Consider the following 13,277-nt stretch of genomic DNA (forward strand, 5'->3'; position numbering starts at 1 on the left):
TACCTCTGGGAGCCCCCTCATGCCCGAAGCCGTGATCGTCTCCACCGCCCGCTCCCCGATCGGCCGCGCCTTCAAGGGCTCCCTGAAGGACCTCCGCCCGGACGACCTGACCGCGACGATCGTGCAGGCCGCCCTCGCCAAGGTCCCCGAGCTGGACCCGAAGGACATCGACGACCTGATGCTCGGCTGCGGTCTGCCGGGTGGCGAGCAGGGCAACAACCTGGGCCGGATCGTCGCCGTGCAGATGGGCATGGACCACCTGCCGGGCTGCACGATCACCCGCTACTGCTCCTCCTCGCTGCAGACCACCCGCATGGCGATGCACGCCATCAAGGCCGGCGAGGGCGACGTGTTCATCTCGGCCGGCGTCGAGATGGTGTCCCGCTTCACCAAGGGCAACTCGGACTCGCTGCCGGACACGCACAACCCGCTGTTCGCCGAGGCCGAGGCCCGTACCGCCGCCGTGGCCGAGCAGACCGGCACCACCTGGCACGACCCGCGCGAGGACGGCCTCGTGCCGGACGCGTACATCGCGATGGGCCAGACCGCCGAGAACCTCGCCCGCCTGAAGGGCATCACCCGCGAGGACATGGACGCCTTCGGCGTGCGCTCGCAGAACCGTGCCGAGGAAGCCATCAAGAACGGCTTCTGGGAGCGCGAGATCACCCCCGTCACGACCCCCGACGGCACCGTGGTCAGCAAGGACGACGGCCCGCGCGCCGGCGTCACCATGGAGGGCGTCTCCGGCCTGAAGCCGGTCTTCCGCCCCGACGGCCTGGTCACCGCCGGCAACTGCTGCCCGCTGAACGACGGCGCCGCCGCCCTCGTCGTCATGTCCGACACCAAGGCCCGCGAGCTGGGCCTGACGCCGCTGGCCCGCGTGGTCTCCACCGGCGTCTCCGGCCTGTCCCCGGAGATCATGGGCCTCGGCCCGGTCGAGGCGTCCAAGCAGGCCCTGAAGCGTGCCGGGCTCGGCGTCTCCGACATCGACCTGTTCGAGATCAACGAGGCCTTCGCCGCCCAAGTCATCCCGTCCGCCCGCGACTTGGGCATCGACGAGGACAAGCTGAACGTCAACGGCGGCGCCATCGCCGTCGGCCACCCCTTCGGCATGACCGGCGCCCGCATCACCGGCACGCTGATCAACAGCCTCCAGTTCCACGACAAGCAGTTCGGCCTGGAGACCATGTGCGTCGGCGGCGGCCAGGGCATGGCCATGGTCATCGAGCGCCTCAGCTGACACCCGACTCGACTCGGGGGGACACACGGGACAACTCGCGCATTTCGCACACCCCCTGTGACCCCCTGAGTCCGGGCTGTGACACAACCTCCCCCAGGATGTGACCTATGTCCTGGGGGATTAGCATTTTCGCAGGTCACAGCGTTATGGGGAGAAACCTCGGGTAGAAAGACCTGTCCCTTTCGTGACCTAATGCACTGACAGCCCTCAGCCGTCTCAAGGAAGCTGTTGTAGTAAGTCGGGGGTCGACTTGGAACCGGGAGTACGTCAGTGAGCGCCATGACTCTTGCCCTGCTGCTCGCCACCGCCGCCGCCACGGCCGTGGGAGCCGCCGCACTGCACACCGTGCGTGGCCTCCGGAAGCAGCTCGCCGAGGTCACCGCCCTGCGCACCGAGCTCGCCACGAGCCTGGCCGCCGGCGCCGACCTCGCCACCGTGCCGCACGCCCGCGGCGCCGCCGACTCCGCCCTGCCCGCCCAGGGCACCGACGCGATCCGCGCCGCCGTCGCCGAGGCCCTGGCCGAGGAGCGGGAGCGCGAGCTCGCCGAGGCGCGCGCCTTCTGGGCCGCGCAGGAGGCCCGCGACGCCGCCGACGCCCCGTCGCTGCTCGGCGGACTGCCCCCGCACCTCGCGGAGGAGCTGTTCCTGCCCCGCCAGTCGGACTTCGTCGGCCTGGAGCGGGAGCTGCAGCACGAGCTGGCCGAGCCCGCCGACGAGCCGGCCGCCGCCGCGGCCGACGAGTTCCCCGAGGACTCCCCCGAGCTGGCCGCGGCCCGCCGCCGCCACCCCTCGCACCCCGACTTCGTCCCGGTCCAGCAGATCCGCGACGGCGCCGCCGGCGACCACGAGTACACGCTGCGCTGCCTGGAGGAGCTCGCCCAGGACCGCACCGCGCTCTCCGACGTCCGCCCCGGCCCCCTCGGCACCCTCGACGTGTACGTCTTCACGGACGGTACGACGCTGTGCATGACCCCCGGCCACCGCGAGACCGCGGAGCGTCTGGCCGCGGCCCTGCACGCGGGCGAGACCCCGGTGCTGCTCGGCGGCTCCGGCGTCTCCGGCGCGTACACGCTGACGTTCGGCTGCGGCGAGGAGAACGTCTACATCCTGGCCGACCGCGTCATAGCCTCCGCCTGAGCCGCACCCCCGCAGGCCCGGGCGCCCCAGGGGCCACAGCCCCCACGCACGTACCGCACACGCGCCGGAGTGATCACACTCCGGCGCGTTTCTGCGCTTCCTGGACGAGGGCGACGGCCTCCGCGAGCTGCTCCTCGTCCGTCAACACGAGGGCCAAGTCGCGCCCCGCGACGGTGACTTGGTCGGCGACCGCGAACAGACCCGCGTCGGGCATCTCCCGCGGCTCGGTCTCCGGGTCCTCCAGGGACTGCGCGCGCACCGCCAACTCGCGGGCCAGCGCACGGGCTTCGGGTGCGGCGGCGCGCTGCAGACGGCTCTCCGGGGCGGCCCGCAGGCGGTCGGCGAACTGGTCCACGGCATCCGTCAGGGGCGTCGTATCAAGCACTCTGCGACCCTATGCGCCCTTCCGGGGCTGTTGCCAACACCGGGTCGCTGAGGCACGGTGACGGGAAGGACTCGCATCGACAGCGTCCGGAGGCGCCGATGTCCCTAGTCTTCTCCGAGGAGACCCACCGCAACCTGCTCTCCCGCATCCCGCACTGCACCGGCCGCGAGGTCGCCGAGTGGCTTCGCAAGCTCGACGACGGCCCGTCCTTCCTCCGTTTCGACGAGAAGGTCAGCTGGCTCCGCGCGGAGTACGACCTCGCGTACGGGCACGCCAAGGCGCTCGTCCACGAGCACGACATGAGGCGGGCCGCGCGCAGACTGAAGTGAGTCCGCGCAGGTCAGACCCGCCCCCGACCACTCTCCCGACACGACGAAGGGCCCGCGAAGCATTCGCTTCGCGGGCCCTTGTCACGACCGGGACGTGCGTCAGTCGCTGTTCAGGATGGAGATCAGGCGCAGCATCTCCAGGTAGATCCACACCAGGGTCATGGTCAGACCGAAGGCGGCCAGCCAGGACTCCTCGCGCGGAGCGCCGTACGCGATGCCGTCCTCGACCTGCTTGAAGTCCAGGGCGAGGAAGAAGGCGCCGAGCAGGATGCCGACGATGCCGAAGACGATGCCCAGGGGGCCGCTGCGGAAGCCCAGGCCGTCACCGCCGCCGAACACCATGAACAGCAGGTTCACGGCGGTCAGCACCAGGAACGCGGTCGTCGCGATCATCAGGTAGCGGGTGAAGCGGGACGTCACACGGACGATGCGGGTCTTGTAGAGCACCAGCATCGTGACGAAGACGGCCATCGTGCCGAGCACGGCCTGCATGGCCGCGCCCTCGGCGACGTACGTGTTGATGTAGTTGCTGATCGCGCCGAGGAAGACACCCTCGAAGGCGGCGTACGCCAGGATCAGCGCCGGGTTGGCCTTGCGCTTGAACGACTGCACGAGACCGAGCACCATCGCGATGAGCGCGGCGCCGATGGCGATGCCGAGGCCGACGTTCATCACCCAGGCGACGGTGGCGCCGGCGATCACGAGGCCGAGCGTCATGCCCGTCCGCATGACGACGTCGTCCATCGTCATCTTGCCGCTGGTGCTGACCGGAGCCTGCGGGGCGCCGTACTGGAGGTCCTGCTGCGCGTAGGGGTTCTGCGCGTACGGGTTCGTCGGCGCCTGGGCGTACGGGTTACCGCCCGCGTACGGGTTGCCGCCCGCGTACGGGTTGCCCTGGGTACCGACCGCGGGGCCCCCGGCCTGCGGCGCCGAGCCGAAGCCCGCGTAGCCGTTGTCGCGGCTGAACCCCCGTCGCGAGAAGACCGGGTTGCTGCTCCTCATTTCACTCCTCCATGGCCACCCTGCGTGGCCTTACGACAAGAGTAATGCGTAAGCAAAAGATGCACCCTAGTGCTCGGGGAGGATCTTTCCGTCCGCACCCTGAGAACGACAGGGGTCAGCCCAGCTGTTCCCGGATCCAGTGCAGAATCTCGGGCGTCACGGGGTCGGCGATGTCCGCGAACTCCTCGTGCTTCGCGAGGAACTTCTTGACGTACGGGCATACCGGGACGAACCGCTTCCCCGCGGCCCGCACGTCGGTGAGCGCCTCCCGCACGAGGCGCCCGGCGAGGCCCTGTCCGGCGTACGCCTCTGCGGTCTCGGTGTGGTAGAAGACGCGCTGGTCGCCGTGGTCGCGGTAGGCGGTGAGCCCGGCGCGCTCGCCGTCGACGACGATCTCGTAGAGCTGCTCGTCGTCCACCCGGCGCACGGTCGCCGCGGTCTCGGTCCCGGTCATGGGTCCTCCTCAGGTCGTACGGGAATGCGGGGTACTGCGGAGTTACGGCGTACGGGGGTCAGGCGCGCGGCGGGTTGCGGCGCGGGGTGATGACGGCGTTCGGCAGGGCGGGGGCGGGCAGGCGGTCGCCCGGGTAGCCCTCGACGGCGCCGAAGCGGTCGGTGGCGTTCTCCCAGTCCTCGCGGGCGCGCGCGATGTCGTCGTGGCTGCGGCCGATGAAGTTCCACCACATGACGATCTCCTCGTCGAAGGGCGGGCCGCCGAGCAGCACGGCCCGGGCCGGCTCGTCCGTGAGGTTGGTCAGGGTGAGCGAGTCCAGGCCGGGGTGCACGTACCCGAGGTCGGCCCGGCGCACCTCGGCGCCGGCGAACCGCACGAGGCCCTGGTCGACCAGGAGGCCGTGCTCGAAGCCGGGGTCGACGTCGAGGGTGAGGCTCGCGCGGGGTTCGAGGACGAGCTCGGCGCCGAGCAGCGGGGTGAACGTGGTCACCGGGGAGTCCTGGCCGGCGAGCGAGCCGAGGAAGACGCGGACGGCGGCGCCGTCGACGTGCACCTGCTCGGGCGCGTAGTGCTGGAAGTCCCGTGCCGCGTCCCGGTGTTGCTCCGGCAGGGCCACCCAGAGCTGGACGCCGTGCAGGACGGTGGTGTCCGGCGTGGAGGTCTCCGAGTGGCAGATGCCGTGGCCGCCGGTCATCAGGTTCAGCTCGCCGGGCCGCACGAAGGCGTGGCTGCCGAGGCTGTCGCGGTGCTCGATCTCGCCGCTGAACAGCCAGCTGACGGTCTGCAGGCCGATGTGCGGGTGCGGGGCGACGTCCATGCCGCCGGTCGCGGCGACGTCGTCGGGCCCGTAGTGGTCCGCGAAGCACCAGGCGCCGATGAGGGTGCGGGCGCGCTGCGGGAGCGTACGGCGTACGGTCATGGCGCGCGGTCCGCCGAGGGGGACGTCGCGCGCGGTCAGGACCTCGACGCGGGCCGCGGCGTCGGCCGGGTGACCGCCGTCCACGGAGGCGCCGCAGCGCAGCTCCATGGGTTTCGTCTCGACATTGCTCACCGTGGACCACCCTCCAGAATTGTTTTATATTCAACTTCTACCGGTGATCATAGGTCGGCGCCACCGGAACGTACACCTCACCCGGTGCGCCGCCCCGACTCCCCTCCAAGGAGCGCGACTTGACCGAGCAGGCCGTCCACACCGACCCCAGCCGGGTCTACGTCGACAAGCAGAGCCCCGCCGCGTACCGCGCACTCGTCCAGACCTCGGAGGCCGTGCGCGCGACCGCGGCGGAGGCGGGGCTCGACCGGCGCCTGGTGGAGCTGGTCAACCTGCGCGTCTCCCAGATCAACCGTTGCGCGTACTGCCTCGACGTGCACACCCGGGCGGCCCTTCGGGCGGGCGAGACGAGTCAGCGGCTCGGCGTGCTCGCCGCCTGGCGGGACACCCAGGTCTTCACGCCCCGCGAGCGCGCGGCCCTCGCCCTCGCGGAGTCGACCACGGCACCGGCCGACGCGGCCCTGCGGGACGAGGCGTACGCCGCCGCCCGCGCGGTGCTGGACGAGGACCAGATCTCGGCGGTGATCTGGGTGGCGGTCACCATCAACGCCTTCAACCGGGTCTCGGTCCTCAGCGGGCATCCCGTGCAGGAGCGCTAGCCCCTGTCCGGGGCGCGGGACGCCGGGGGGTGGATGGAGAGGTGCCCGGAACCGGATTTGAACCGGTACGCCCCCGAGGGGCAGCGAGGTTTAAGCTCGCCGTGTCTGCATTCCACCATCCGGGCAGGCCGTGGACTCCGCGGTGTGCGGGGTCCTGAGCCTATCGGGAGGCATCCCCCGAACGGCCGAACTACAGCCCGATGTTGTCTTGTTTTATTGACGTCTGAGGGTGCGTCAGCGCCCGGAAGCGGTCTTCGAGGCTTACGGAACGGCCCCTCACAGGTGTGGACGGCCCGTAGCGGAATGACGGAATTCTGTCGCCCCGTCCGGGGGTGAACGGCGAGCCGGCTCAGGGTCGGGGGTCCTCCCCAGGTATGACGACCGCCCCCTTCGGTCAGCCTGAAGAGGAAGCGGCGAACGAGCGCTGGGGCTGACTTCCGGGCCCGGATCCGCCAGCACGATGGAAACGAGAAGTTGACGTCGTGCCGACAGGAGCCCCCACCCGTGACCACCACCCCCGTCGCTCACCAGGCGACCGCAGTAGCCGCGCGTGCCACCGAGCTGACCAAGGTCTACGGCCAGGGCGAGACCCAGGTCGTCGCCCTCGACCGGGTCACGGTGGACTTCCGGCAGGCCGAGTTCACCGCGATCATGGGCCCGTCCGGGTCCGGCAAGTCGACCCTGATGCACTGCGTCGCCGGGCTCGACTCGTTCAGCTCCGGCTCCGTGCGCATCGGCGACACCGAGCTCGCGTCCCTGAAGGACAAGCAGCTGACCCGGCTCCGCCGCGACAAGATCGGCTTCATCTTCCAGGCCTTCAACCTGCTGCCCACCCTCACCGCGTACGAGAACATCACGCTCCCCATGGACATCGCCGGGCGCAGGCCCGACAAGCAGTGGGTCGAGCAGGTCATCCACATGGTGGGCCTGTCCGGGCGGCTCGGGCACCGGCCGAGCGAGCTCTCCGGCGGCCAGCAGCAGCGCGTCGCCGTGGCCCGCGCCCTCGCCTCCAAGCCCGACATCGTGTTCGGCGACGAGCCGACCGGCAACCTGGACTCCCGCTCCGGCGCCGAGGTCCTCGGCTTCCTCCGCAACTCCGTACGGGAGTTGGGCCAGACCGTCGTCATGGTCACGCACGACCCGGTGGCCGCCGGCTACGCGGACCGCGTCGTGTTCCTCGCCGACGGCCGCATCGTCGACGAGCTCCGCGAGCCGACCGCCGAGTCGGTCCTGGACCGCATGAAGCGTTTCGACGCCAAGGGCCGGACCAGCTGAGCCGCAGCAGCCACCCGCACTGACTTCCTCCGACTTCCAGAACAGGACCTCGGGAACCATGTTCCGTACCGCCTTGCGCAACGTGCTCGCGCACAAGGCCAGGCTGCTGATGACCGTGCTCGCCGTACTCCTCGGCGTGGCCTTCGTGTCCGGCACCCTCGTCTTCACCCACACCGTCTCCGACGCGTTCCAGAAGAGCTCCGCCAAGGGCTTCGAGCACGTCGACGTCGCCGTGCAGCCGAAGTCCGGCGCCGAGGACCGGCCCGGCTACGCGCCGCGGCTCAGCCAGGAGCTGCTCGACCAGGCCGGCAGCGTGCCCGGCGCCGCCTCCGCGACCGGCAGCGTCTCCGGCTTCGCCGCGCTCGCCGACAAGGACGGCAAGCTGATCGGCGAGGGCTGGTCGACCACCGGCGCCAACTACTACGGCGACGACGACTCCCGGTACCCGATGAAGGAGGGCCGCGCCCCGTCCGGCGCCGACGAGATCGCCCTCGACGCGAAGACCGCCGAGCGCGCCGGGTTCAAGGTCGGCGACACCGTGCGGATGTCCGTCGACGGGCCCGTCCTCACGCCGAAGGTCTCCGGCATCTTCACCACCGACGACGGCAACGTCGCCGCGGGCGGCAGCCTCGCCCTGTTCGACACGGCGACCGCGCAGAAGCTGTACGGGCAGTCCGGCGAGTTCAGCGAGATCGACGTACAGGCCGCGCCCGGCACCAGCCAGGCCGCGCTGAAGTCCGAGATCGAGAAGGTGCTGCCGAAGACCGCCGAGGCCACCACCGGCGCCGCGCTCGCCGACGAGCAGGCGAAGCAGATCGAGAACGGCATGAGCGGCATGCAGACCGGCCTGCTCGCCTTCGCCGGGATCTCCCTCTTCGTCGGCATCTTCATCATCGCCAACACCTTCACCATGCTCGTCGCCCAGCGCACCAAGGAGCTCGCCCTGATGCGCGCCGTGGGCGCCTCCCGCCGCCAGGTCACCCGGTCCGTGCTGATCGAGGCGTTCGTGGTCGGCGCGGTCGCGGGCGTGGTCGGCCTCGCCGCGGGCGTCGGCATCGGGGCCGGACTGCGGGCCCTGATGGGCTCGTTCGGCGGGACCGTGCCGGACGGACCGCTGGTCGTCTCGCCGTCCACCGTGCTGACCTCGCTGGTCGTCGGCGTCGTGGTGACGATGCTCGCCGCCTGGCTGCCGGGCCGCCGCGCCGCGAAGATCCCGCCGGTCGCCGCGATGAACAGCGTCCACGCGACCGCGACCACCAAGTCCCTCGTCGTCCGCAACACCGTCGGCGCTCTCCTCTCCGCCGCCGGCATCGCCGCCGTGCTCGCCGGCACGCGGATGGGCGACGACGGCAAGCTGCCGATGGGCCTGGGCGCCGCGCTGCTCCTGGTCGGCGTGTTCGTCCTGACGCCGCTGCTGTCCCGGCCGGTGATCGCCGCGGCCGCCCCGCTCCTGAAGGTCTTCGGGGTCTCCGGGAAGCTCGCCCGGCAGAACTCGGTGCGCAACCCGCGGCGTACGGCGGCCACCGCGTCGGCCCTGATGATCGGGCTCACCCTGATCACCGGCATGACCGTGATCGCGGGCAGCGCCCAGAAGTCCATCGGCCGGATGGCCACGGACTCGATGCGGGCCGACTACGCGGTCTCGATGCAGAACTTCAGCACGCTCTCGCCGGACGTGGAGAAGAAGCTCAAGGACCTCGACGGCGTCACCGCCACCAGTCCGCTGCGCAACTCGCCCGCACGGATCGGCGGCGAGCAGGAGTACCTGACGGGCGTCGACGCGAAGACCATCGGCTCCCTTGCCGCACCCGAGTTCACGCAGGGCTCGTGGTCCGGGCTCGGCGCCGGCACCGCCGTCGTCGACAGCGACACCGCGAAGCGGCACGGCTGGCACACCGGCTCCCGGTTCACCGTCACGTACGAGGACGGCAAGAAGGGCACGCTGCGGGTCAGCGGCGTCTACGAGGGCAACGAGATGCTCCGCGGCATCATGCTCGACAAGGGCCAACTCGCCCCGCACCAGCGGGAGATCAGCGACATGCGGGTCCTCGTCAAGACCTCCGACGGCGCGACGCCCGCCACCAAGGACGCGATCCGCGCGGCCCTCGGCGACAACCCGGCCGTCGCCGTCGAGGACCGCAAGGACATCTCCGACGGCATCGCCCAGATGTTCACGCTGATGCTGAACATGCTGTACGGGCTGCTCGCCATGGCCGTCGTCGTCGCCGTGCTCGGCGTGATCAACACCCTGGCCATGTCGGTCTTCGAGCGGTCCCAGGAGATCGGGATGCTGCGCGCGATCGGGCTCGACCGCAAGGGCGTCAAGCGGATGGTCCGCCTGGAGTCCCTGGTGATCTCGCTGTTCGGCGGAGTGCTCGGCATCGGGCTCGGCGTGTTCTTCGGCTGGGCGGCGGGCGAGCTGATCGCCCCGTCCCTCGCGACGTACGAGCTGATCCTGCCGTGGGACCGCATGGGCCTGTTCCTCGCCCTGGCGGCTGCGGTGGGCGTCCTGGCCGCGCTGTGGCCGGCGCGGCGGGCGGCCCGGTTGAACATGCTGTCGGCGATCAAGGCGGAGTAGGGGTACGGAAGTCGGGGCCCGGGCGCGCACACGTCGTGCCCGGGCCTTCTTCTTCCCCTCCCCGCCCCTTCCCGAAAGCCTGCGGCGCCGTCGTGGCTGAGCGCGCAGTTCCCCGCGCCCCTGACGGGGCGCGGGGCGGAGCCCCGGCTACCGCCAGTCCCGCGCCCGCAGCGGCATCCCGGACGTCCCGGACTCCGGAGTCCGGACCGCCAGCACCTGGTTCACGCCGATCCGGTTCCGCTCGAAGGCCAGCGCGGAAGCGGCCATGTAGAGGCGCCACACCCGCGCCCGGCCCGGCGAGACCAGGTCGAGGGCCCGAGTCCACGCCCCCTCAAGCCGCGCCACCCAGGCCCGCAGCGTCAGCGCGTAGTGCTCGCGGATCGCCTCCACGTCCCGCACCTCGAACCCGGCGTCCTCCAGAAGCGAGACCGTACGGCCCACGGGGGCCAGCTCGCCGTCGGGGAAGACGTAGGCGTCGATGAAGGCGTCCACGCTGTACCCCGACTCGTCCTGGACGGGCCGCCGGGCGATCTGGTGGTTGAGGAGCCGCCCGCCGGGCTTCAGGAGGGCGTACAGGTCGTGCGCGTACTCCAAGTACCGCACCGAGCCGACGTGTTCGGCCATCCCGACGGAGGAGATCGCGTCGTACGGGCCGTCCCGGACGTCGCGGTAGTCCTGGACGCGGATCTCGATCCGGTCGGTGAGCCCCTCGTCGGCGATCCGCTTGCGGGCGTACGCGGCCTGCTCCTGGGAGAGCGTGACGCCGACGACCTGCACGCCGTGCTCGCGGGCCGCGTGCACGGCGAGGGAGCCCCAGCCGCAGCCGACGTCGAGCAGCCGCTGCCCGGGCGTCAACTCCAGCTTGCGGCAGATGAGTTCGAGCTTGTCCCGCTGGGCGTCCTCCAGGGTCGCGTCCGGGGAGTCCCAGTAGGCGCACGAGTAGACCATGGACGGGCCGAGGACCAGCTCGTAGAAGTCGTTGCCGACGTCGTAGTGGTGGCTGATGGCCTGGCGGTCGCGGATCTTGGTGTGCAGCGGGCCGCTGCGCCGGCCGACCTCCTCGGCGGGCGGCGCCGGGGGCAGCAGCAGGGGCCCGGCGAGGGCGAGCAGCTCGCGGACCGCGGCGCGGGTGTCCGGGTCGCGCAGGGACGGGCGGACCGCGTCCTCGCCGCGCTCCCAGATCAGCCCGGCCATCAGGTCGAGGGCTTGGTAGAGGTCCCCGTCGACGTCCAGGTCACCGGCCACCCAGGCGCGCGCGAGGCCGAGTTCGCCGGGCTTGAAGAGGATCCGGCGCAGGGCGCGGCGGTTGCGTACGACGAGGGTGGGGGCGCTGGAATCGGCAGGGGCAGCGCGCAGCGCTTCCGTGGAAGGGCGGTGGCGGGAGACGGGCGGGCCGGCTTCGCTGCCGTCCCAGGCGCGGACGCGGACGGGGAGCGGGGCTCCGAGGAGTTGCTCGGCGAGGGTCCTCAGCCGCAGCGCGGCGTCTGCCATGGCGTGTCACCTTCCTGGTAGCTACCGGTAGGTCCAACACCACGTAAACACCAACAGGGGGTGCGCGCAGTCCCGTTGTGGCATAAAGGGATCGCAAAACAGTTGCCTGAGGCAGCCAGTCCGCCCCGGGGGTCCCAGAAGTACGCGGAAACCCCGCAGGGGCCGCCCGCACCACGGATGGCGGGCGGCCCCTGCGGGGTCTGACGGGTGAGCCGGGGCTCAGGAGGCCTTGGCCTTCTCCGACTTGGCGTCGACGGCCTCGGCGGCCGGCGGCGCGACCGGGGCGGGCTTGGCGGCCTCGTAGAACTCCTCGCGCGGCGTCTCCATCGCGCCGAGGGACACGACCTCGCGCTTGAGGAACATGCCGAGCGTCCAGTCCGCGAAGACCCGGATCTTGCGGTTGTACGTCGGCATCGCCATGCCGTGGTACGCGCGGTGCATGTACCAGGCGAGACGGCCCTTGAGCTTGATCTTCATCTTGCCCATGACGATCATCGCGACGCCCTTGTGCAGGCCGAGACCGGCGACCGCACCCTTGTTGGCGTGGCTGTACTCCTTCTGCGGGAAGCCCCGCATGCCGGAGATCACGTTGTCGCCGAGGACCTTGGCCTGACGCAGCGCGTGCTGGGCGTTCGGCGGGCACCAGGCGTTCTCGTTGCCCGCGGCGCGGCCGACGAGGTCCGGCACCTGGGCGTTGTCGCCGGCGGCCCAGATGTAGTCCGAGCCCTGCACCTGGAGCGTGGCCTGGGTGTCCACGTGGCCGCGCGGGCCGAGCGGCAGACCGAAGCGGGACAGCGCCGGGTTGGGCTTCACGCCGGCGGTCCACACGATCGTGTTGGAGTCGACCTCGAGGCCGTTCTTCAGGACGACGTGGCCGTCGACGCAGGAGTCCATGGAGGTCGAGAGGTAGACCTCGACGCCGCGGCTCTCCAGGTGCTCCTTGCCGTACTGGCCGAGCTTCGGGCCGACCTCGGGAAGGATCTTGTCGGCGGCGTCGACGAGGATGAAGCGCATGTCCTCGCGGGACACGTTGCTGTAGTACTTCGCCGCGTCGCGGGCCATGTCCTCGACCTCGCCGATGGTCTCCGCACCGGCGAAGCCACCGCCCACGAAGACGAAGGTCAGCGCCTTGCGGCGGACCTCCTCGTCGGTCGTGGAGTCGGCCTTGTCGAGCTGCTCGAGGACGTGGTTGCGCAGGCCGATGGCCTCCTCGATGCCCTTCATGCCGATGCCCTGCTCGGCGAGGCCGGGGATCGGGAAGGTGCGGGAGACCGCGCCCATCGCGATGACCAGGTAGTCGAAGGGCAGCTCGTAGGCCTCGCCGACGAGCGGCGCGACCGTGGCGACCTTGCGGTCCTGGTCGATGGTGGTGACTCGGCCGGTGAGCACCTCAGCCTTGGGCAGCACGCGTCGCAGCGGTACGACGACATGCCGAGGCGAGATGCTGCCGGCGGCAGCTTCGGGGAGGAAGGGCTGGTACGTCATGTACGACCGCGGGTCGACGACCGTGACGGTCGCCTCGCCGTAGCGCATCTTCTTGAGGATGCGCGCAGCTGCGTACAGGCCTACGTACCCACCGCCTACTACGAGGATCCGGGGACGCTCCGTGGTGCTCATGCCATCGAGTATCCACCCCTCGCATGGGGGTCGCTCGTGAGCCCCTTCACAAGGGTCTCGACACCCTCTGCTACACTCCGCCGCCCACGTGACCGAGGTCATGACGTCCCGGGGGAACC

At 70.9% G+C, this 13,277-nt stretch carries 12 protein-coding genes and 1 tRNA gene; 6 read left to right on the top strand and 7 right to left on the bottom strand.

Annotated elements, in window-relative coordinates:
* Positions 1-19 precede the first annotated feature (19 nt).
* Together ACIDOF_RS26130 and ACIDOF_RS26135 are read left to right on the top strand one after the other, a co-directional pair.
* Complete coding sequence (locus tag ACIDOF_RS26130; RefSeq protein ID WP_409008537.1) at positions 20-1,240, top strand: acetyl-CoA C-acetyltransferase; 1,221 nt, start codon at positions 20-22, stop codon at positions 1,238-1,240.
* Between the two features lie 270 nt (positions 1,241-1,510).
* Positions 1,511-2,377 carry a hypothetical protein gene (locus ACIDOF_RS26135; RefSeq protein ID WP_409008538.1) on the top strand — a complete coding sequence of 289 codons (867 nt, stop codon included), beginning with the start codon at positions 1,511-1,513 and terminating at the stop codon, positions 2,375-2,377.
* 73 nt (positions 2,378-2,450) lie between these two features.
* Here the strand turns inward: ACIDOF_RS26135 and ACIDOF_RS26140 are convergent, their stop codons facing one another.
* Entirely contained in the window at positions 2,451-2,762 is a 312-nt protein-coding gene (locus tag ACIDOF_RS26140; RefSeq protein WP_409008539.1) for a hypothetical protein, read from the bottom strand.
* A 98-nt stretch (positions 2,763-2,860) separates the two neighbouring features.
* Between ACIDOF_RS26140 and ACIDOF_RS26145 the strand changes: the two genes are divergently transcribed.
* Positions 2,861-3,091 (top strand): DUF4287 domain-containing protein, encoded by a 231-nt coding sequence (locus ACIDOF_RS26145; protein ID WP_409008540.1) that lies wholly within the window; start codon positions 2,861-2,863, stop codon positions 3,089-3,091.
* A gap of 99 nt (positions 3,092-3,190) precedes the next feature.
* On the opposite strand, the gene ACIDOF_RS26150 is transcribed toward ACIDOF_RS26145, so the two are convergent.
* The 3 genes from ACIDOF_RS26150 to ACIDOF_RS26160 all read right to left on the bottom strand — a co-directional run bounded on the left by ACIDOF_RS26150 (position 3,191) and on the right by ACIDOF_RS26160 (position 5,598).
* The gene (locus ACIDOF_RS26150; protein ID WP_409008541.1) at positions 3,191-4,093 is read right to left on the bottom strand and encodes a Bax inhibitor-1/YccA family protein; all 903 of its coding nucleotides are present in this window, start codon (positions 4,091-4,093) and stop codon (positions 3,191-3,193) included.
* Between the two features lie 115 nt (positions 4,094-4,208).
* Positions 4,209-4,547, bottom strand: coding sequence for a GNAT family N-acetyltransferase (locus ACIDOF_RS26155; RefSeq protein WP_409008542.1), 339 nt, complete (start codon positions 4,545-4,547; stop codon positions 4,209-4,211).
* A gap of 58 nt (positions 4,548-4,605) precedes the next feature.
* Positions 4,606-5,598 (bottom strand): pirin family protein, encoded by a 993-nt coding sequence (locus tag ACIDOF_RS26160; protein ID WP_409008543.1) that lies wholly within the window; start codon positions 5,596-5,598, stop codon positions 4,606-4,608.
* 119 nt (positions 5,599-5,717) lie between these two features.
* Here ACIDOF_RS26160 and ACIDOF_RS26165 point away from each other — a divergent pair, with 119 nt between their 5' ends.
* On the top strand, positions 5,718-6,197 hold the full coding sequence (locus ACIDOF_RS26165; protein WP_409008544.1) for a carboxymuconolactone decarboxylase family protein: 480 nt from the start codon (positions 5,718-5,720) through the stop codon (positions 6,195-6,197).
* A 42-nt stretch (positions 6,198-6,239) separates the two neighbouring features.
* Here the strand turns inward: ACIDOF_RS26165 and ACIDOF_RS26170 are convergent.
* A tRNA-Leu gene (locus ACIDOF_RS26170) sits at positions 6,240-6,322 on the bottom strand.
* 379 nt (positions 6,323-6,701) lie between these two features.
* On the opposite strand from ACIDOF_RS26170, the gene ACIDOF_RS26175 reads away from it, so the two are divergent.
* Complete coding sequence (locus ACIDOF_RS26175; protein ID WP_409008545.1) at positions 6,702-7,472, top strand: ABC transporter ATP-binding protein; 771 nt, start codon at positions 6,702-6,704, stop codon at positions 7,470-7,472.
* Positions 7,473-7,530: 58 nt separating this feature from the next.
* Positions 7,531-10,050 (top strand): ABC transporter permease, encoded by a 2,520-nt coding sequence (locus tag ACIDOF_RS26180; protein WP_409008546.1) that lies wholly within the window; start codon positions 7,531-7,533, stop codon positions 10,048-10,050.
* A gap of 147 nt (positions 10,051-10,197) precedes the next feature.
* On the opposite strand, the gene ACIDOF_RS26185 is transcribed toward ACIDOF_RS26180, so the two are convergent.
* Complete coding sequence (locus ACIDOF_RS26185) at positions 10,198-11,541, bottom strand: class I SAM-dependent methyltransferase (protein WP_409008547.1); 1,344 nt, start codon at positions 11,539-11,541, stop codon at positions 10,198-10,200.
* A gap of 219 nt (positions 11,542-11,760) precedes the next feature.
* Positions 11,761-13,158 (bottom strand): NAD(P)/FAD-dependent oxidoreductase, encoded by a 1,398-nt coding sequence (locus ACIDOF_RS26190; RefSeq protein WP_409008548.1) that lies wholly within the window; start codon positions 13,156-13,158, stop codon positions 11,761-11,763.
* Positions 13,159-13,277: the final 119 nt, after the last annotated feature.

Source organism: Streptomyces sp. Da 82-17 (genome assembly GCF_046098215.1).
Taxonomy (GTDB): domain Bacteria; phylum Actinomycetota; class Actinomycetes; order Streptomycetales; family Streptomycetaceae; genus Streptomyces.